Source organism: Streptomyces sp. TAA204 (assembly GCF_000424965.1).
This window is the reverse complement of the sequence record NZ_AUKW01000022.1, coordinates 40,717-61,473: the sequence shown is the minus strand read 5'-3', so window position 1 is coordinate 61,473 and position 20,757 is coordinate 40,717. Positions and strand designations below refer to the sequence as shown.

General features: G+C 72.0%; 10 protein-coding genes. 2 read left to right on the top strand and 8 right to left on the bottom strand.

Features of this window, described 5'->3' with window-relative positions:
• Positions 1-97 precede the first annotated feature (97 nt).
• Positions 98-568 carry a DUF6099 family protein gene (locus H343_RS0122520; protein ID WP_486587013.1) on the bottom strand — a complete coding sequence of 157 codons (471 nt, stop codon included), beginning with the start codon at positions 566-568 and terminating at the stop codon, positions 98-100.
• Between the two features lie 100 nt (positions 569-668).
• Entirely contained in the window at positions 669-989 is a 321-nt protein-coding gene (locus tag H343_RS32250; RefSeq protein ID WP_037904776.1) for a nucleotide pyrophosphohydrolase, read from the bottom strand.
• A gap of 399 nt (positions 990-1,388) precedes the next feature.
• Here H343_RS32250 and H343_RS0122510 point away from each other — a divergent pair, with 399 nt between their 5' ends.
• Both H343_RS0122510 and H343_RS0122505 read left to right on the top strand, forming a co-directional pair.
• Positions 1,389-2,567: a PP2C family protein-serine/threonine phosphatase gene (locus tag H343_RS0122510; RefSeq protein WP_486587015.1), complete on the top strand. Its 1,179-nt coding sequence runs from the start codon at positions 1,389-1,391 to the stop codon at positions 2,565-2,567.
• A 432-nt stretch (positions 2,568-2,999) separates the two neighbouring features.
• A complete protein-coding gene (locus H343_RS0122505) occupies positions 3,000-3,800 on the top strand; it encodes an SGNH/GDSL hydrolase family protein (RefSeq protein ID WP_028432980.1) in 801 nt (266 codons plus the stop codon).
• Positions 3,801-4,105: 305 nt separating this feature from the next.
• Here H343_RS0122505 and H343_RS36095 read toward each other — a convergent pair whose 3' ends face one another.
• The 6 genes from H343_RS36095 to H343_RS0122475 all read right to left on the bottom strand — a co-directional run bounded on the left by H343_RS36095 (position 4,106) and on the right by H343_RS0122475 (position 20,371).
• Positions 4,106-6,166: an ABC transporter ATP-binding protein gene (locus tag H343_RS36095; RefSeq protein ID WP_486587012.1), complete on the bottom strand. Its 2,061-nt coding sequence runs from the start codon at positions 6,164-6,166 to the stop codon at positions 4,106-4,108.
• Positions 6,167-6,297: 131 nt separating this feature from the next.
• Complete coding sequence (locus H343_RS0122495) at positions 6,298-7,488, bottom strand: glycosyltransferase (protein WP_028432979.1); 1,191 nt, start codon at positions 7,486-7,488, stop codon at positions 6,298-6,300.
• Entirely contained in the window at positions 7,485-8,291 is an 807-nt protein-coding gene (locus H343_RS0122490) for an alpha/beta hydrolase (protein WP_037904744.1), read from the bottom strand. The genes H343_RS0122495 and H343_RS0122490 overlap by 4 nt, the downstream gene beginning before the upstream one ends.
• Before the next feature lie 5 nt (positions 8,292-8,296).
• Positions 8,297-8,551, bottom strand: coding sequence for an acyl carrier protein (locus tag H343_RS0122485; protein WP_486587014.1), 255 nt, complete (start codon positions 8,549-8,551; stop codon positions 8,297-8,299).
• An 85-nt stretch (positions 8,552-8,636) separates the two neighbouring features.
• Positions 8,637-13,439, bottom strand: coding sequence for a type I polyketide synthase (locus H343_RS32240; RefSeq protein WP_037904774.1), 4,803 nt, complete (start codon positions 13,437-13,439; stop codon positions 8,637-8,639).
• A gap of 5 nt (positions 13,440-13,444) precedes the next feature.
• Complete coding sequence (locus H343_RS0122475; protein WP_037904742.1) at positions 13,445-20,371, bottom strand: type I polyketide synthase; 6,927 nt, start codon at positions 20,369-20,371, stop codon at positions 13,445-13,447.
• Positions 20,372-20,757 lie beyond the last annotated feature (386 nt).

Here is a 20,757-nt window from a genome sequence, read left to right as displayed (position 1 = left end):
CCGCCCACGGCATGGCGCGGCGTGGTGCCGCGCCGTGCCGGGTGGCGTCTCCGGGTGCGGCCCGGCGCCTGGCGGCCGCCGCCCCGTCCCGGGCCGGTCAGGCCGCTCCGCCGTACTCCTGGAGTTCCAGCCGGCGCAGGATTCCCGAGACACGGTCCCCGGTCTCGTCGGCGGCGTCGATCGCTTCTATGCAGTGCCAGTACAGCCCTTCCTCCTCCGCGGAGACGGCCACGCCGACCAGTGCCTCGGCCGTCTCGGCCAGCAGCCCGCACAGGTCGAGCAGGGCCGCACGGGGGTCCTGGACCTCGGACAGCCGGGCGGCGCGGTCACGGCGGGCACGCGGCGCGGGAGCCTGGACGTCCGCGGCGCGCGGGCGGTTGCCCGTCTCGCTCAGTACGAGCGCCTCTGCGCGCACCAACTGCGGGCCGTTGTGCGCGAGATGACCGCCGACAGCCACGGCGAGCGCTTGCGCCTGCCACGCCTCGGCGACGACCTCGTGGACGAATCTGCACTCCGCGAGCGCGTGCCGGGTGGCCTTGATGAGATGCACCGCATCCAACTTCACCACCTCCCTTCAATGGTTCGCTACTCTGAGTGACCATCAAAGGGCTGACAAACCAGGGAGTTTGGGAAAACTATGGACAACTCGCCCTGTGTGGACACGGTCCTCACTCCATAGAGTGACCGCTTCCGGTCGCCGGGAAACGCTTCTCGTTCCGTTCGATCTTCGCGGCAAGCGCTTCCAGGGCGTCGATCCCCAACACCTCGCAGAACTGGAGGAGATACGAGAACACGTCGGCGACCTCGTCCTCGACCCGGTGCGCGGACTCCGGCCGCGCCATCACACGGGCGGATTCCTCGGGCGTCATCCACTGGAAGATCTCCACCAGTTCGCCCGCCTCCACGCTGAGCGCGGCGGCGAGGTTCTTCGGCGTGTGGTACTGCCCCCAGTCGCGGGCCGCGGCGAACTCGGCCAGCCTGCGCTGCAGTCCGGCGACGGTGACGGCCGGAACCTCGGGAGAGGAGCAGGCGGGGGGTGCCGAGGACGAAGGATATTCACTCACCCCCCAGGTCTACCAGGCGGACCCCCGAGGCCCACCACGCGGACTCCCGGCACCCGTCCGGACTTCCCCTGCGCCTCCGCCGCCGCGGCCCCGCACCGCCGGCGTACCCGGGAGGCGTACCCGGCCGCGCTCGCCCGTCCGCACCGTGCCCCTGGTCCCGGAAGCCGCGGCCGCACTGTCAGGGATGGCCCGTCTGGCCCAATGCCCAGGGCCGTACCAGTCGTTAGTCACGAGGTGACACCCGTTGGGAGGGGAGCTGTGGAGAAGAGTCAGCGGCCGGGCCGTGGCGTCGCGGTGGACCTTGCGGAGGGCTTCGGCGAGCGGATGCTCGGCCAGCTCCTCGACCGGGCCCACGAGATGCCGCCGCAGCTCATCGCTCCTCTGGTGGCCGAGGAGATCCACAGGATCGGCGGGCGGGACGTGTCGATCTTCCTGCAGTGCTACGAGAAGCTGGAACTGGTGCCCCTGCCCGGCAGGGGCCTCGTCATGGGCGACGCCCTCTCCATCGACGACTCGCTGGCCGGTGATGCCTTCCTCGGGATGATCGCCGTCGAGGAGCCGCGCGCCGACGGCGTCCGGATGTATCTGCCGCTGCTGGACGGCAGCGACGAGATCGGCGTGATGACCCTCACCCTCGACGCTGTCGGGGACAACGACCGGCGGCTGCTGCGGCGGCTGTCGGGCCTGGTGGCCGACATGCTGGTCACGAAGAACAACTACACCGACCAGTTCTTCGTGGCCCGGCGGCGCAGACCGATGGACCTGGCCGCGGAGATCCAGTGGTCGCTGCTTCCTCCGCTGTCGATGAACACCCCGCAGGTGGAGATCGCCGGAATGCTGGAGCCCGCCTACCGGGTCGCCGGGGACAGCCTGGACTACGCCCTCAACGACGACGTGCTGCACCTGGCCGTCATCGACGCCATGGGGCACGGACTCAACGCCTCCGTGCTGGCGACCGTCGCCATCGGCGCGTACCGGCACGCACGGCGGGCCGACGTCGGACTGGCGGAGCTGTACTCGTTCATGGACAGGGCGATCGACGACCAGTTCGGACCCGACCAGTTCGTGACGGCGCAGATGATGCGCCTGAACATCAGCACGGGACGACTGCTGTGGGTCAACGCCGGCCACCCGGCGGCGCTGCTGATCCGCGACCACCGGGTCGTCAGGATGCTGGAGACGCCGGGCACTCTGCCGGTGGGCTTCGGTGGCGACACCCCGCGCATCTCCTCCATGCAGCTCCAGCAGGGCGACAGGGTGCTGTTCTACACGGACGGGGTGGTGGAGGAACACAGGGCGGGCGAGGAGCAGTTCGGCGAGGAGCGCCTCATCGAGATCATCCATCGGGTGAGCTCCCTCGGGCGGGGAGTGCAGGCGACGGTGCGCGACCTGTCGCACACGCTCAAACACGAGCGAGGCGGGACGACGAGCGACGACGCGACGCTCTTCATGACGGAGTGGCGCGGCGGCAGCGCGGACCACCTGGCGACGGTGGATTTCTAGCCGCGACCGTCGGCGCGGGCGACCCCCCACCCCGGTTTCGATCATCATTGCGATCGCTAACCGAGGCGGCCTCGACAGACCTCCGGACGGGCGGAGGGACGACGCGGGAGCCGCCTGCGCCCTCCGTCCCGGCAGGCAGCGGGGGTGGCCGGCACGAGGGCGATGTATGCGCTTCCGTGAGTCGGGGCGGGGCCGGGGGCCGCTCTCAGAATAGCTCTCGCAATTCTTTCGCCGCGATCACGGAAATGACACCCGGAAGGGCAACCGTATTCGGCCCCATTCGCCCCTTCCCACGGTTCTCGATCATGACAGAAGTCACCTTCGTTTATCGAATCGTGACCTAAAAATCACACGTTCACCTATATTCACCGGGCCATGGCGGCTGCTAATTCTGGGTTGTTCTCGTCCCCCACCTTCGGAGAAGACAACTTCATGCGCGCTCTAAAGCTGCTGTTCGCCACGCTGCTGGCGTTCGTGGCCGTGGCCACCATCGCACCAGGGGCACAGGCGGCCGAGGGTAAATATGTCGCTCTGGGAGATTCCTACACTGTCGCGGTAGGAACGAGGTCGTACGACAACCCGGACGACGAGTGCCGCCGCGGACCCACCTCCTACACCAGGCTGTGGGCGGCGGCCAACCCCAATGTCGACTTCGTGGAAGCGGCCTGCTCCGGCGCGACCACGGACGACATCATCAACACCCAGGTAGGTTCGCTGACCGCGGACACGTCCCTGGTGACACTGCAGGTCGGCGGTAACGACGTCGGTTTCGTCGACGTACTGATGAACTGCATCCTCACCACGGACGACGCCGACTGCATCGCCGGGGTCGACGCCGCGAAGGCGGCGGCGACCAGCACCCTCTCCCCGGCGCTTTCCAAGACGTACTCCGCGGTCCGTGCGGCGGCACCGTCAGCGAAGGTCATTGTCGTCGGATATCCGCGGCTGTACACAATTGGAGGTGACTGCGGCATTCTCGGCCTCAGCGACCAGGAGCGGAGCGCACTGAACTCCGCTGCCGACACGCTCGCCGAGGTCATGGCCGCGCGTTCGGAGGAAGCGGGATTCACTTTCCTCGACGCGCGTCCGGTTTTCGACCCCCACACGATCTGCTCCGGCGGATCCGAATGGGTCACCAGCCTTGAGTGGGACAAGCTGAACGAGTCCTACCACCCGAATGTCGAGGGTCACCGGGACGGCTACCTCGCCGCTCTCAACCCCCACATGGGCTGACCGGTACTCCCGCCGCGGTCCGGCGGGGCAGAAGGGCGTCCGCCGTATTCGGCGGGCGCCCTTCCTGTGCTTCCCCCGCCGGCCTTCGCAGTCGTGCCTGCCCCGGCCCTCACCGTCCCGCTGCCCCTTGCCTTTCCCGCTGCCGTTCCCGCTGCTGTTGCTCCTGCGATCGTCGGGTTCCGCGATCGACCGGTTCCCGGGAAGGTGGCCGGGGAGTCCGGGGCCGGGCCCGGCGTCCGGTGCCGGTACGGCCGCCGACCCGGCGTACGGGTCACCCGGTCACCCGGTCACAGGTCATCGGCGTTTCACCGTGCGGCCTGGGCCAGTTCGTCGGACGGGCCGCCGTCCTCGCCGACCAGCATCTGTGAAGCGGCGAGTTCACGGTAGAGGCCGTCGGACTCCACCAGTTGCTTGTGGCTGCCGAGCGCGCGTATGTCGCCGTGCTCCATCACCACGATCTGGTCCGCGTGGGTCACCGTGGACAGCCGGTGAGCGATGGCGATGACGGTGCACCGGCGGGCGGCCTGGTCCACCGCCTCCCGGAGGGCCTGTTCGTTGCGCGCGTCGAGCTGCGCGGTGGCCTCGTCCAGCAGCAGCACCTGCGGCTTGCGCAGCAACGCCCGTGCGATGGCCAGCCGTTGGCGCTCACCGCCGGAGAGCGAGACACCGCGGTTGCCGACCTCGGTGCGCAGGCCGTCGGGAAGCCTTTCGAGCAGCGCGTCGAGGCGGGTCACGCGCAGCGCCTCCGCGATGTCCGCCTCCGAGGCGTTCGTCGCCGAGTACTTGAGGTTGTCCTCCAGCGTGCCCGCCATCACCGGGGAGTCCTGCTCGACGTAGGCGATGCGTCTGCGCACCTCGGCGCGGCGCATGGACTCGATGTCCACGCCGTCGATGATGATCCGGCCCGCCGTCGGGTCGTAGAAGCGCTGGAGCAGGGCGAACATGGTGGTCTTGCCCGCTCCGGAGAGCCCGACCAGCGCGGTCTGGGTACCGCCGGGGATGGTGCAGGAGATGCCCTTCAGCGCCGTGCCGCGACCAGGATAGGAGAAGCGCACGTCCCTGAACTCGATGGTCGGCGGGGTGTCCTGGCCGACCGGCTTCAGCTTCATCGTCGAGGAAACCTCCTCCCGGAGACCGGGAGCGGGGGCGGGAGCGCCCTGACCGTGCACACCGGGGACGTCCGGGCTCCCGCCGTTCGCGCTCTGAGTGTCCGCGCCTGCCGGCAGCCGCGGCATCTGCTCCGCGGGCGCCTCCTCCAGGGGGGCCTCGTCCACGTCCGCCTCGACGCCCATCCGCTTGATCTGCTCGATACGGCCGACGGCGCCGAGTCCCTGCTGGAGCATTCCCAGCCCGGCGACGAGCGAGCCGATCGGGCTCGCCAGGTAGAAGACGTAGAGCAGGAAGGCGATCAGCTGGGGCGTCTCCAGGTCCCCGGACGCGACCAGCGCGCCGCCGACACCGAGCACGGCGAGGAACGCCGCCTGGATGGAGACGCCGGAGAGGATCTTGACCAGAGCCACGTAGCGCGCGCCCACCAGGCCCGCCTGGTAGGCGCCGTCGATCGCCTTCTCGGCGACCTCGGTCTCCCGGTCCTCGGCCCCGTTGGCCTTCACCGTGCGGGCGGCACCGAGCGTACGGTCCAGCGCGGAGCCCACGGCGCCGATCGACTCCTGCGCACGGGAGACGGCCTTGCGGATACGGGGCAGGATGCCGCCCATCACCAGGCCGACGGTCACCAGCACGCCCAACGTCACACCGAGCAGGCCCATATGGACGACACCCATGAGGACGGCAGCGCCCATGATGCTGAGCACGCCGTTGGCGATCATCACCAGCCCCTCGGTGGCGGCGTTCTGCAGCAGGGTGCTGTCGGAGGTGACACGGGCGATGAGGTCACCGGGCGGCCGGCGGTCCAGTTCGGGGATGCGCAGCCGGATCAGCCGGAACACGAGGTCCTGCCGCACGCGCCGCACCACTCGCTCGGACGTGCGCTGCTGCCACCACGACTGCAGCCCCGTCAGCCCGGCGCCGGCCACGACCAGCCCGCCCAGCACGGTGACCGGCCCGGCAACGTCGCCGCCGTCCGCGAGGGAGTCCAGCACCTGCTGCGCCACCAGCGGCTGCGCCAGGCCGGCGCCGCTGGCCCCGAGCACCAGCAGCAGTGTGGCGAACAGCACGAGACGGTGCGGACGCGCGTACCCCATCAGCACCCGCAGCGGGGCCCGCTTACGGTGGTCGATCCGCAGGATGCTGGCCCTGGGGTGCCCGGCGCGGCCGGGCCCGGCCGGATACTGCGGTGGCGCGGGTCGGGCCTGGGAGCCCTGGAAGAACCCGAAGGGCTCGTGAGTTCCGGGAGCCGTCGTCATGTGGGTGTCCTGGATTCCTGGGTCGCGGATCGAGGGTCGCGGGTCGGAGGTCTCGGTCGGGGGCGGGCGTCGGGGTGGGAGTCGGGGTCGGGCCGGGAGCCCGGTCGGGGTCGCTCGCGGTCGCCGTCGGTTCAGCCCGCCGCCCGGACGTCCGCTGTCGCCGCGGCGATACGGTCGAGGTGGTCGGCGGCGGCGGGCACGCCTCCCGCCTCACGGAACGAGCGGGCTATCCGCTCGGCCGCGGCCTTGTGGCCCCCTTCCGGGCCGAGTACGGACTCGATCGCCGTGGCCAGACGCGGAGCGTCCACGCGGTTGAAGCGGACCCGCACACCCGCGCCCGCGTCGACGACCTGGCCGCTGACGATGGGCTGGTCGTCGCGGATCGGGGCGAGCACGAGCGGTACGCCGTGCCACAGCGACTCGCACACCGTGTTGTGGCCGCCGTGGCAGACGACGGCGTCGAGGTGCGGAAGCAGGTCGAGTTGGGGCACATACCGGCGTACGAGCACCCCGGGGGGCACCGTCAGCCCGTCGAGCACGCCGCCCGCGTCGACGACGACGCCCTGCACCGTCTCGCGCAGCGCGTCGAGTGCCTCGACGGCCTCACCGAGGAACCGGCCGCCGGTGTCGAGGTTGGCGGTCCCCAGCGTCACCAGCACCTTGCGGCGTCGCGGGTCGAGCTGGGAGAAGGGGAAGTCGCACCGGGTGGTGCGCGGGGCGATCGCGGGACCGACGAGCCGTACCTCGTCGTGGGGCAGCGGCGCGTCCCCGATCAGCTCGCGTCCCGTGAAGGCGATGATGCCGTGCGGGGAGAAGCGGGGGTCACCGTCGCACGCCGGGTCGCCGAAGTCCTCGCGCATGGAGGTGAAGAGGCCGAACAGCCATGCCTCCACCTTCGGCATCGACGAGAGCGGGTCGGTCAGCTCGGCCGAGGTCGTCAGGGAGGTCACGTACGGGATGCCGCGGCGCTCGGCCACCAGCGCGCCCGCGACGGCGTGCTGGTCGCTGACGACGACGTCCGGTGCGAAAGCGTCGATCGCGGAGTCGACGCCGGGCGCCATCAGCCTGGCCAGGGGGAGGAAGAAGTCCTCCCAGAGGAATCGGAACGCGGCCGGTCCGGTCATCTTGGGCGGCCTGCTCAGTCCGGCGTCCGGCATCTTCGTCTCGAAGACGACGGCGTCCTCTCCCGCGAGTCCCCGGACCTGCTCGGCATAGCCCGCCCACGCCACGCGGTGCCCGCGGCGGGCGAGTTCACCGGCCACCCCGAGCAGCGGGTTGATGTGCCCGACGAGCGGGGGGACGACGAACAGGAAGCGAGTCACCGTACTGCCTCGGCCAGTTCGTGCTCGCGGACCCAGTCGAGCAGGATGCTCATCGTGTCCTCCGTGCGCTCGACGAGGACGGAGTGGCCCTGGTCCGGCAGTACGACGGTACGGCAGCGCGCCAGCTTGGCCTCCAGCTCGGGCACCTGGGCGGAGAGTCCGGACTCGTCGCCGAAGATCGCCAGCAGTGGGCAGCCGATCGCCGAGAGGTCGTCGTCGATGACGCGCCCGGCGGGGACGTCGTCGGCCAGCGTGGTGGTCTGCAGGATGCGGCTGGCGTTGCGCGAGAGACGGGCGGTGTGGGCGCCGTGGTTGTCCTTGATCCAGCCGATGACCTCCTCGTGCCTCAACTGGTTCTTGGCGTCGGTGAGTCCCTCGGCCATGTGCCCGGTCCACACGGCGACCGGCGGCTCGGACTCGATCATGGTGACGGTCGCGATGCGGTCCGGATACCAGGCGGCGGCGGCCGAAGCGATCGTGCCGCCGAAGGAGTTGCCCACGACGTGTACGCGCCGGCGCTCGCCGAGAGCGTCGAGCAGCCCGACGAGGTCGTCCACGAAGGACTCCAGCCGGTAGCCGGTGCGCGGCCTGTCGCTGCGGCCGTGCCCCCGCAGGTCGTACATGATCACGTCGATGCCCTGTGCGGCGAAGGCCGGGCCGAGGGTGAAGTAGTAGCTGGCCAGGCTGTCGGTCAGCAGGCCGTGCACGAACACCACGACGGGGGGCTCGCCCTGGTCCTCACCGCGTCCGGCGGCGGGGAGGCGCTGCACGTGAGTGCTGATCTCTCCGGTGCGTATCTTCATCGGGATCAGCTCACTTCCGTGGCGCGCAGCGAGTCCACGACATGGTCGACAAGCTGTCCGACGGTGAGCGCGATGATCTCGTCGAGTTCGAGGTCGCCGACGAACTCGGCGAAGTTGACCCGGTCCCCGTAGTGTTCGCGCAGTGAGCCCGACAGCGCCACCAGGTCGATGCTCTCCAGTTCGAGGTCGTCGTGGAACGTGGTCTCGCGGGTTATCTCGGCCTCGTCGAGCCCGTACTCCTCCAGCAGCGTGCGCAACATGCCGGCGATGTCCGCCAGCACAGCCCCCGGATCGGTCCCCAGCGGCGCGTGCCCTTGCGGCTGCGCCGTCGCGAACCCGGTCGCGTCAGTGGTCATCTCGTACTCCTGTTTCGTCGTAGGCGGCCGTCCACGCGACCACGTACCGCCGCTCGGGCAACCCCGGCGGATTGGATGTTCCTCGAACCCGCACGTCGTACGGTTCGCCCCCGTACATCACCCGGAGCCGGTCGGTGTCCGCCGCCACCACTCGGTAGTCGGACGGACGGCCCCTCAGTCCGGTGCCCCGCAGCTTCGCGACAGCCTCCTTGGCCGCCCACATCCGCGTGAACCAGACCGTCTCACTGTCCACGCCGGACTCCGGGGAAGCGTCGGCCAGCCCGCGCAGCAGCGTGAGTTCCTCCTGCCCGCATGCGGCCTCGACAGTCGTACGGGGCCGCTCCGCGACCTCCTCGATGTCGATGCCGCACGGTCCGCGCCGTGCGATGGCCACTCCGCTCTCACCTCGGTGCGCGATGGAGACGACCAGGTCGTCGCCGACCGCGCGCCCGTGCACGCCCTGTACGAACGGCCGTCCCTCCTCGTCGTTGCCCACGGCGACCTCGGCGGGATAGATGTCGCCCGCGCCCTCCTCCCACAGCAGGGCGCGTACCGCGTCCTTGGCGGCGATCCGGCCGAGGAGGAACTGCCGCCTGCGTACGGGCGGGAGTTGGGCATAGCCCGTACGCTCCGCGCCGCCGAGGACGTTGCGCATCATCAGCTCGCGCGTCGCCAGGTCCGGCCAGCGCTCGTGGACCAGCGACCAGCCTTCGGGCTGCTGTGCCGAGAGGGTGTTGGAGCCGGGGAAGCGGTCCACGGCGCGGATTCCGGGGTCGGTGTCGAAGCGGCGGTCGGTCCAGCCCTTCAACTCGGCCCACACGCGGCCCTCGTGGATGAGCTGCATGTCCGCCACGAGCGTGCTGTCGGTGACATCGGTGATGCGGATGGCGCAGGTGAGGCGCTCGCCCACGCCCGGTTCGGGACCGTGGAAGCGGATGTGGTCCATGCTCACGGGGAAGACCGTGGTGCGCTCGGTGAGCGTCGCCATGATCCAGTACCCCAGGAGCTGGCCGACGTTGTCCAGCAGCGATCCCGGTGCCTCCGGTGCGGTGAGCTCGCCCCGTACGTGGCGCTCGCCGATGGCCGTCAGTTCGCTGACGCCCTGGAAGCGCGGGCCGTGGAACATCCACCGCTCGGTGTAGAGCTGCTCGGCGCGCATGTCGGGGACGCGTTCGGCCGCCGTCCCCGCGGGCCAGGGCTGCGGCGGCGGATCGTGCGCCGCCGCGAGTTCGACGACCGCGCGCGACGATCCGGTCAGGCCCACCTCTACCCGATCGGGTGCCAGCCTCCGCACGGTCACCGGGACGTCGACGGAGGGGATGGCCTCGATCCACTTCAGCAGCCGCACCTCCCGCACGCCCACGGCACGCATGCCGGGCACGGCGCGTTCGGCGATCTCCATGAGGTGCCTGATGACAGTGGTGGCGGGGACGATGGGCCAGCGGTCGGCTTCGTCGGGCCAGCCCGGCCGCTGCCGGAAGAAGCAGTGGTCGAGGAGGTAGGGCATCTCCTCGACGTCGACGCGCAGCACGGACGGCACGTCCGGGGACACCCCGCCCGCGTCCGCGGTGCCCGCCGTTTCCGGCGGACCGGCCGCGGCGGGGGCCTCCCGCCGGGGGACCGGGGCGGACCGGTCACCGCCGTGCGGCGCAGAGCCGCCCGAGCCGTGCGCGGGAGCCGCACCGGAACGCGGCGCGGCGGGACGCCTGACGCCGGAGCGCGCGGGCAGCTTCCCGCGCCGGGCTCCTGCACCGATGAGGTCGGCGGCGGCGGACGCCGTGTCGTTGAGCAGCGCGGAGAGTTCGGCCGCCAGCGGGTCACGCGAGGCGGCCCGGTCGAGCCGTGCCATCGACGCCGAGTCGGGCGCGGCCCCCGAGGGCGCGGCCCCTGCGGCAGCGGGAGCGGGAGCGGACGGTGTACCCGCCGCGTCCGGGGTGGCTGTTGCCGCCGTCCCCGAGAGCGTCCCGCGCATCCGCTCCGGCAGCGAGACCAGCGCTCCGTCCAGGTCGAGCCGGACACCGGGGCGTGCCGTACGGGCCGGTGCCGTTCCCCCGGCGCTTCCGGCACGCGGTGCGCTCGCACCGTTCGCCGTACGTGCTGCGGGAGCAGGCCCGATCAGCGGTTCGACGTCCGGCTGCGCACCGTCCACCCACAGCGCGGTGACCACCCTGCGCAGCTGCGCGAGGCTGTCCCTGCTGCCCGCGTGGGCGGAGACGACGAGGTGGTCGCGCCCGGAGAGGGTGTCGTCGATGAGGGAGCCGAGCTGACCGGCGCCGAGCTGGATGAACGCGCGGTGGCCGGCGTCGTGCATCGCGGAGATCATCAGCCGGAACCGCACGGGTTCGAGCAGGTGCCGTACGAACAGCTCCCTCACGGCGGCCGGGTCCTGCGGGTAGGGGGAGGCGGTGGTCGCCGACCACACCGGCGTCGTCTGCGGGTGCAGGGTGTAGCTCTCCGCCGCGCTGCGGATCGGGCCGAGGTAGGGGGCGAGCATCGGGGTGTGGAACCCGGAGCGGAACGGCAGGACCTGGCAGATCACTCCGCGGGCCCGCAGGCTCAGCACGATGTCGGTGACCTCGGCCTCCGGGCCGCAGATCATCGACTGGTTGGGGGCGTTGTCGTGGGAGAGCACCACGTCGTCGCGTCCGCCGAGTTCCGCGAGGACCGCGTCGGCGGGCATGCCCAGGACGCCGAAGACCGCGCCGGGCACGCGCAGCGCGTCCGGGTCGAACTGAGCGAGGAAGGCGTCGACCTCGTCGGCGGCGTGGATTCCGCCGCAGGCCATGGCCGTCCACTCCCCCACGCTGTGCCCGGCGACCGCGTCGGGGACGACGGCGAGCCTGCGCAGCGCGGCGTCCAGCACTCTGCCGAGCTGGAAGACGGCGGCACCGTGGCGTCCGACGTCACCCACCCGCGCGTCGTCCCCGCCGTGCGGCCACTCCAGTCCGAAGCGCGCGGCCAGTTCGGCGACGCGGGGGTCGAACTCGGCCTCCAGGCCGGGGAAGACGAACGCGGTACGTCCGCCCGCGGCACCGAGCATCGGCTCGGGGCTGAACCACACGTCGCTGCGGCCCCGCCACGGGGCGCCCTTGCCCACCGCCTTGCGGGCCAGCTTCAGGCGGCGCGCGGTGGGGTCGACGATGCCCAGCCGGCACGGCAGCCCGGTCCCGGCACGTTCGTCGAGTCCGGCGGCGAGCACCGCGGAGTCGTCGGAGTCCAGCTGGGACGCCAGCGCCTCGGGGGTGTCGGCGGCCAGCCGCAGCACCCTCTCCGGCTCCGTGACGGTGGTGCGTGCCGTGCCCCCGCCGGGCTGCTGCGCGGTGCCGGCCGTGGACGCGGTCTGCCGTGCCGCGGCCGGGCGGGTGGCGGGTGCCTCCAGCACGACGTGGGCGTTGATCCCGCCGAAGCCGAAGGCGTTGACGCCCGCTCTGCGCGGTGCGCCGGACTCCGGCTGCTTCCAGGGACGGGCCGTGGCGAGGGGCGCGAACTGGGTACGGGTGAGAGCGGGGTGCGGGTCGTCGCAGTGCAGCGTCGGGGGCAGCACACCGTGGTGGACGGCGAGTGCCGCCTTGATGAGCCCGGCGACTCCCGCGGCCGGCATGGTGTGCCCGATCATGGACTTCACCGAGCCGATGGCTGCGGGCGCGGAGGTCTCGCCGCCGGGCGGCCCGAAGACCTCGGCGAGCGTGGTCAGTTCGGCCTCGTCGCCGGCGGGGGTGGCGGTGCCGTGCGCCTCCAGCAGTCCGATGGCGTCCTCTGCGCGCGGGTCGAGCCCGGCGGCGTCCCACGCCTGGCGCACCGCGCGTACCTGGCCGCCGGGATCGGGGTTGAACAGGCTGGCGGAGCGGCCGTCGCTGGCCACTCCGGTGCCCGATATGACGGCGTAGACGCGGTCGCCGTCGCGTTCGGCGTCCCGGAGCCGCTTGAGGACGACCACACCGGTGCCCTCACCGATGAGCACGCCGTCGGCCCCGCGGTGCAGCGGACGTATCCGCTCGCTGCGGGAGAGCGCGCCGAGCTGGCTGAAGACGCTCCACAGCGTGATGTCGTGGCAGTGGTGCACGCCGCCGGCCAGCATGATGTCGCAGCGTCCCGCGTCGAGTTCGCGCACGGCGTGGTCGACGGCCACGAGCGAGGAGGCGCAGGCCGCGTCGACCGTGTAGGCGGGCCCGCGCAGGTCGAGGCGGTTGGCGACGCGCGACGCGGCCAGATTGGGGACGAGCCCGATTGCCGACTCCGGTGCTTCCGGGCCGAGTTGCTCGGCGAAGGCGGACCGCACCTGCTCCAGCCGTGCCTCGTCGAGTTCGGGCACCAGCTCGCGCAGTGTGCGCACCACCTGGTTGCTGGTGCGCACCCGCTGGTCGAGCCGTACGAGTCCGGGCGTGAGATAGCCGCCCCTGCCCAGGACGACTCCGGCGCGCTGCCGGTCGTGCGGCAGCACGGTCTCGCCGCCGGCGTCCTCGATGGAGCGGTGGGCCACGTCCAGCGCGATGAGCTGGTCCGGCTCGGTGCCGGGCACCGAGTTGGGCATGATGCCGAACCGGGTCAGGTCGAACTCGGTGCTCTGGTCGACGAACCCGCCCCGGCGGCAGTAGACGCGGTCGGCCCGCCGCGGGCCCCCGGCGTCGTAGAACTCCTCGTCCCAGCGCCCCGCGGGGACCTCGGTGATGGCGTCGACGCCGCCGAGGATGTTGCTCCAGTAGCTGTCCAGGTCGCCGGCGCCCGGGAAGAGGGCAGCCATGCCGACGATGGCGACCGGTTCACGGGAGGCGGCCTCCCCTCGGGAAGACATCGCGGTCACCATCCCGATGCAGCGGAGACCACCGCGTGCACCGTGGGCGCCCCCCATGCCAGTTCGCGCAGCAGGCTCAGCGGACCCTCTTCGGGGTCGATGAGCTTGATCCCGCGCGCCGCGTAGGAGCGCATCAGTTCGGGAGTGACCATGCCGCCGTTGGTCTCGGACGCCGCCCACGGGCCCCAGTGGACGGTCAGGCCGCGGCGGTCCTCGTTGGACCAGCGCCGGCCCAGCTCCTCCAGGGCGTCGTTGGCCGCCGCGTAGTCGCTCTGGCCGCGGTTGCCCAGCGCGGCGGCGATGCTGCCGAACAGCACCGCGAACCGCGGGCCTTCGGGCAGCTCCCCGACCGCGTCGAGGAGGACGCGGGCGCCGTCGGCCTTGGTGGAGAACACGCGGCGGAAGGAGTCGGGCGACTTCTCCGCGATCAGCTTGTCCTCGATGACACCCGCCGCGTAGACGACTCCGTCGAGCCTGCCGTGCTCGGCGTGGATCTCCTTCACCGCGGCACGCACCGCCTCCACGTCGAGCACGTCGACGGAGCGGTAGCGCGCCTGGCTGCCCGACTCCCGCAGGGCGGCCAGGGTTTCGCGCACCTCCCGCTCGGAGAGGACGGCCGCGACAGCGCGTTCGATCTCGGCGGGCGACTTCATCCCGGAACCGATGAAGGCGGCCCGCAGCTCGTCACGTCCGGTCGCGGACGCCGTCACCGGGTCCTCCCGCTCAGCGGGGGCCGGGGTGCGGCCTAGCAGTTCGATGCGGCAGCGTGAGGCGGCGGCGACCGTACGGGCGAAGCGGGCGGTGATGCCCCGTGCGCCCCCGGCCAGCAGCACGACGGAGTCGCGGTCGAGGCCGGCGGCTGCGGCCTCCGAGACACCGTCCCCGGCCGGTCCGGCGCCGGTGGCGGCGACCGCGCCCAGGTCGGTGCGGGTGAGCCGCAGGGCACGCCTGCGCCCGCCCTCCGCCAGGATCACCGGTTCGCGCTCCGTGGCGCCGAGTTCGGCGACGAGGATGTCGGCGACCGTTTCGAGCGAGTCCTCCCGGCCGACCTCGACGAGGGTGGCCGTCATCTCCTCGTACTCGCGGGCGACGCTGCGGAAGAAGCCCCGCAGCCCGCTCGCGGCGCCTTCGGAGCGGCGTTCGACGGACAGCAGCTTGCGCGGTCCGGCCGCCAGCACCGCCTGGAAGAGCGGGAACGCGTCCGGGAGCTCGAAGTCCGGCGACTCCAGCGGCTGCAGGTGGAGGACGGTGTCGCCGGTCCGCTCCGGGAGCCGGCCGTCGGGCACGGTTTCGGCGTGTGCGCCCGCCGCCTGGAGGCGTTCTGCCAGGAGCGGGGCGAGCGCGCCGCCGCCGAGCAGCGTGACGGTGGTGCCCTCGGCGAGGGCGGCGGTGGGCGTGGGCAGTTCGGTCTCGGTGAACTCCAGCCGCTGCGGGGGCACGACGAGTGCCCCGGCGTCCGCGGGCGCCGCCGTCTCCTCCGCCCCGGCGGCGGGGGCCGCGGCGGCAGGCGCGGCGGTCTCGGCCGTACCGCCTCCGCCGATCCTGGTCATGAGGAGTTCGGTGATACCGGCAGCCGTACGGGCCGTACTCAACTCCTCGACATCAGCGTCCTGATCCACCGGCAGCCCGAGCCGCACCGCCAACTCACCGGCGATCTCAGCCCTCTTGATCGAATCCACACTCAGATCCGCCTCAAGATCCAGCCCCGGCTCGATCATGTCCACCGGATAACCCGTACGCTCCGCCACCACAGCCAGCACCGAACCCAGCACCGCATCCGCATCCAGCGCGGGACCAGCAGCGGGACCAGCCGAAGCCACAGCACCACCCGGCCCACCGGCGGACGGCGTTGCGGACGGGGCCGTGGGAACGGCGTTGGCGGGCGACGCGGCGGGGAGCGCGACAGCCGTGGGGGCGTGAAGGGCGTCGTTCCCGGTCGGTGCGGGGGGAAGTTCGGTGGCTCCCAGGTAGCGCAGCAGCACGTCTCGCTGCGCTGTGACCATTTCCCTGCTGGTACGCAGGAATTCGGCGATGAGAGCGTCCGGACCGGACAGCGGGGCGCCGTCCTGGGTGGGGGATTCCGGCACGATCAGCTCCGTGACTGGGCGGGCGGGTTGCAGGGCGTTGGGCGGGATGGTGCCGTCGGCGAGGCGCAGGAGGTGTCCGTCCAGGGTCCAGCCGGGCTTCCTCCGCGGGGTGGCGGTTCCGGGATCGACGGCGTCGCGCCCCTGATAGAGCTTTCCGGTGCGTACGTCTGCTCCGGCGACGGCCAGCTGTGCGACGCCGGAGAGGAAACCGTACAGTCCTCCGCGCCATGCGTCCTCGAGTGTGACCGTAGTGTGCGGACGGTCACCGAGCACCGCGGAGACGAGCCGGGTCAGTACGCTGCCGGGCCCTACCTCCGTGAAGACGCGCGCGCCGGCGGCGTACATGGCCTCGATCTGGTCGGCGAAGCGGACGGGTGCGGCGATCTGCTCGGCGAGTCCTGCGCGCACCGCGTGGGGGTCGGCGTCGTAGGGCTCGGCCGTGCGATTGGCCCAGACGGGTATGCCGGGCGCGTGCACGGACAGCCCCTCCAGCGTCCGGGCGAACTGCTCGCCCGCGCCGGCCACCAGGGGGCTGTGGAAGGCGCAGGCGACCTGCAGAGGCTTGGCCGAGAGGCCGGCGTCGCGCAGATGGCCCACGGCCTGGGAAACGGCGTCCGTGGGCCCGGATATCACGGTCTGCTGCGGCGAGTTGCGGTTCGCGGTGACGACCTCGCCGTCGAGGCCGGCCAGGGCCAGCACCTCGTCGACCTTCTCCGGGAGGGCGGTGACGGCCGCCATGGCGCCCGCGTCGCCGTCGTCGATCTGGCCGAGTATGGCCTCGGCGCGTGCGGCGCTCGCGGTGAGCACGTCCTGCGGCGTCATCGCGCCCGCGACTCCGAGGGCGACGAGTTCGCCGTAGCTGTGGCCGGCCGCCATGTCGGGGCGTATGCCCAGCGAGGAGAGCAGGTCCGCGGCGGCCAGTCCGACGATGCCGAGCGCGGGCTGGGCGACGGCGGTGTCGGTGATGCGGGCGAGCTGCGCGTCCTTGGTCGCCTTGTCGAAGGCGGCCGGCGGGTGGAGCGCGTCCGCCCAGCGCGAGCCGAGGTGCAGGTAGCGCTGCAACTCCGGGAAGGCGACGAAGAGATCGGCGAGCATTCCGGGACGCTGACTTCCCTGGCCGGGGAAGAGGAAGGCCAGTGAGCCGTCCGCCGGGCCGCTGCCGGACCCGTCGGTGCCGGCGCTGTGCGCTCCGGCGGCGAAGAGCCCCTGCCCGGGGTCGTGGACGCCGTCGGCCGCGCGCCGCAGTTGCGCGGCCAGTTCGTCCTCGTTCTGCGCGAGCAGGGCGATGCGTACGGGCTCGCCGCGTACGGCGGCGGAGTCGCTGACGCGGGCGGCTCCGCGGGCGTGGTCCCGCAGCCGCCAGTTGCCGCCGCTCTCGACCTGTTCGAGCAGCCTGCGCACGGCGCGCTGGGCGGCGGCAGCGTCCTTGCCGCGGAAGGTGAACAGCTCGACGGGCCATTCGTCGGCGGCCTGCACGGACGGCGCCTGGTCGTAGGCCCGCAGCACGGTGTGGAAGTTGGTGCCGCCGAAGCCGAATGCGCTTACACCGGCCACGCGCTCGTCGGGCTCGGCGGCCCAGGGGCGTGCGGCGTCGTGGAAGTGGAACGGGCTGTGCTCCTGGTCCCAGGCGGCGTTGGGCTGCTCGATGTGCAGCGTGGGCGGCTTGATCCCGTGGTAGAGCGCCAGCGTCGTCTTGATCAGTCCGGCGAGCCCGGCGGCGCACTTGGTGTGCCCGATCTGCGACTTCACGGAGCCGATGGCGCAACTGCCTGGTGCCGCCCCCGACTCGGTGAACACTTCGGTGAGGGTGCTCAGTTCCGTACGGTCGCCGACGACCGTGCCCGTGCCGTGGGCCTCGATCAGGCCGACCTGGGCCGGTGAGACGCCCGCGTTGCGGTAGGCGCGGGTCAGGGCGGCGCGCTGCCCCTCGGGGCGCGGCGCGGTCAGGCCGAGCGCCCGTCCGTCGCTCGCGCTCCCGACTCCGTCGATCACCGCGTAGATGCGGTCGCCGTCACGTTCGGCGTCGGCCAGGCGCTTGAGCACGACGCAGCCGACGCCCTCGCCGAGTGCGATGCCGTCGGCGGTCTGGTCGAAGGTCGAGGAGCGCCCCGTCGGGGACAGCGCGTGCACGGAGGAGAAGAGCAGATAGTCGTTGATGCCGTTGTGCAGGTCGGCCCCGCCGCACAGCACGACGTCACTGGTGCCGGTCACCAGTTCCTTGCAGGCCACGTCGACGGCGGTGAGCGAGGACGCGCAGGCGGCGTCGACGGTGTAGTTGGCGCCGCCGAGGTTGAGCCTGTTGGCGATGCGACCGGCGATGACGTTGGCGAGCATGCCGGGGAAGGAGTCCTCGGTCAGCCGGGGGAGCTGCTCGTCCAGCGCCGAGGGCAGTTCGCCCACGTACGCGGGCAGCACGGTGCGCAGGGCGCTGGCGTTGGACAGGTCGCTGCCGGCCTCGGCGCCGAAGACCACGGACGTACGGGAGTGGTCGACCGGCCTGCCCTCGTACCCGGCGTCCGCCAGCGCGCGGCGTGCCGCCTCCAGCGAGAGCAGCTGCACCGGCTCGATGGACGCGAGCGAGGCGGGCGGGATACCGAAGCTGAGCGGGTCGAAGGGGATTTCGGGCAGGAAGCCGCCCCAGCGCGAGGGGGTCTGCTCCCCGTCGCCGTCCGGTGCGTAGTAGCGCTCGGTGTCCCAGCGCTCGGACGGCACCTCGGTCACGCAGTCCTTGCCGGCAAGCACGTTGGCCCAGAACTCGGAGATGTTCTCGGCGCCCGGGAACATCCCCGCCATGCCGACCACGGCGACCCGCAGCGGCTCCGCGGCGGGGCCTTCGGCCGAATCGGTCTCCGCGACGCCCAGTTCGGCGCGCAGTTCACCGGCGCGAGTCCGCAGCGCGGCGGCGGCGCGCTCCCCCACCGACTCGTGGAGCGCGGCGACGGTGGTCACCTCCTCGCGCAGCACGACGACCTCGCCGGCCATGAACATGCCCTCGTCGCCCTGGCGCTGCTCGTCGACGCTGCGCAGTTCGGAGCCGACCCGTTCGATGCCCTTGCTGGCCAGCCGCAGCCGGCCGACGTTGAACTTCTCCAGCTGCTCCCATATCTCGCGGTCGGCGACTCCCTGCTCTCGCAGGCGCTCCTTGAGTCCCTGGAAGTCGGCGGTGAAGGCACTGTGCGCGCAGCGGGTGGCGTGGCCCGGCGCGGTCTCCAGCAGGTCGGTGCGCCCGGCGGCGACGACCTGCTGCTGGAAGAGCGGCCGGATGGCTCCGGCCTGGACCGCCTCCTGGGTGAACAGGTAGGCGGTGCCCATCAGCTGGCCGGTGGCGACCCCGGCGCGGGTCAGCGGGGCGGCGAGGGCGGCGACCATCGAGGCCGAGCGCTCGTCGTGTACCCCGCCCGCGAAGAGGACGGTGAGCTCGGCGGCCGCACCGGGTCTCTCCTCCTCCACGAACTCCCGCAGGATCTGCACCTGTGCCTCCCACAGGGGGAAGCTGTTGCGCGGTCCGACGTGGCCTCCGCACTCCGCGCCCTCGAAGATGAACTTGCGGGCGCCCGCGGCGAGGAACTGCCGCAGCAGCCCCGGCGAGGGGACGTGCAGGAAGGTGGAGATGCCCTCGGCCTCCAGGGCCGCGGCCTGCGCCGGACGTCCCCCGGCGATGATCGCGTGGGTCGGCCGCACCTGGCGTACGACCTCCAGCTGGGCGGACCTGATCTCCTCGTCGGCGAAGCCGAGCACGCCCACGCCCCAAGGCAAGTCGCCGAGGGCCTCCTTGGTCGACTCCAGCATGGTCCTGGTCTGCTCGGCACCGGCGAGGGCCAGCGCGAGGAAGGGCAGTCCCCCGCCCTCGGCGACGGCCGCGGCGAAGCCGGGCTGGTCGCTGACCCGGGTCATCGGCCCCTGCGCGACGGGCAGCCGGGTGCCCAGAGCGACGGCTCCGGGGGCGCCCGCCCCGAGAGCGGTGGCGAGTTCGTCGTCCTTGACCGCGTCGGCGACGGCGGTGCCGATGCCCCGTACGACATCCTTCACGCAGGGCCAGCGCCGGGCGAAGTCCGAGGCGAGGAAGACGTCCTGGCCGACGGGCAGGAACTGCGAGCGCAGGTCGTCCCCGCCGATTCGGGCGGTGAACTCCCCGGCGTCCTCCGGCAGTGCGGGTACGCCCGGACCGCGCCGGCGCAGCACGCGCATGCCGTGGTGGAGCACGGTCTCGGAACCGTCCAGCCCGGAGAGCGCGTCTGTGATCTCCAGGGGGAGTGCGGCCTCGTCCAGCAGGGCCAGTTGAGTGTCGAGCACGACACCGGCCGCGCCGCCGGCGACGGCGGCCGCCGCGGTGTGGGGCCCGATGCCGCCGCAGGCCCACACGGGCAGATCTCCGTCGCGGTCGGCCAGTACCTGCTGGAGGAGCACGAAGGTGCTCAACTCACCGGCGCGGCCTCCGCTTTCCGTGCCGCGGACGATCAGCCCGTCCGCTCCTGCCCCGGCTGCGCGCTGTGCCTCGTCGCGGTCGGTGACCTCGACGAGGACGCGGCGGCCGGCGAACTCCCGCGGCGAGCGCCCCGGGTCGGCGAGCAGCACCGTCTCCGCGATCCCGGGCAGCTCGGCGGCCGTCACTGTGCATCCCGGGCGTACGCGCACTCCTACGGGCCGCTTGGCCCAGCGGCTCACGCGGTCGAGGTTCTCGGCGACGGCCCGGGCGTCTCCCGCGGGCAGTTCCAGTACGCCGAGTGCGCCCGCGGCCGAGGCCGCGGCGGCCAGCCGCGGTGACGGCCGGTGCACAGGGTTGATCGCGATGACCAGACTCGATCGCGAGGACACGTCGGACGCGCCCGTATCCAGCATCCTCATGATTCTCCCGACTGCACGATCGCTCGGTCTCAGCTGACCATGCGTAGTAGACGGGACGGTTTTCCGTGCGGTCAACTGGCGGCTCAACGTGTGCCCGTCACTCTCCGTCAGTGGAGAGCAACGTGTTCAGCATCGGGCATTTCGCCCTCTCCGGCACAGCAAGCAGGGGCTTCTCACGCCCGTAATCCAGAGTCAACGCGCAGGTCATGACGATTGTCATGGCCATGTAACCGTCCGCTTACATGCCACACCTGCACTGTGTGGCAGATCACAACCCGGGGTGGGGTTCCGGAGCACCTGCCGCGCCCGGCAACTCACGATGCGTAGCAGGAGGTTGACCCTGCCCGCAATCGGCGGCGCGACCCGTGCGTTCCGGGGTCCCGATA

Coding starts and splice junctions, on each gene's coding strand:
- H343_RS0122510 (WP_486587015.1), top strand. CDS start 1,389: ATGCTCGGCCAGCTCCTCGACCGGGCCCACGAGATGCCGCCGCAGCTC.
- H343_RS0122505 (WP_028432980.1), top strand. CDS start 3,000: ATGCGCGCTCTAAAGCTGCTGTTCGCCACGCTGCTGGCGTTCGTGGCC.
- H343_RS36095 (WP_486587012.1), bottom strand. CDS start 6,166: ATGACGACGGCTCCCGGAACTCACGAGCCCTTCGGGTTCTTCCAGGGC.
- H343_RS0122490 (WP_037904744.1), bottom strand. CDS start 8,291: ATGAAGATACGCACCGGAGAGATCAGCACTCACGTGCAGCGCCTCCCC.
- H343_RS0122485 (WP_486587014.1), bottom strand. CDS start 8,551: ATGTTGCGCACGCTGCTGGAGGAGTACGGGCTCGACGAGGCCGAGATA.
- H343_RS32240 (WP_037904774.1), bottom strand. CDS start 13,439: ATGTCTTCCCGAGGGGAGGCCGCCTCCCGTGAACCGGTCGCCATCGTC.
- H343_RS0122475 (WP_037904742.1), bottom strand. CDS start 20,371: ATGAGGATGCTGGATACGGGCGCGTCCGACGTGTCCTCGCGATCGAGT.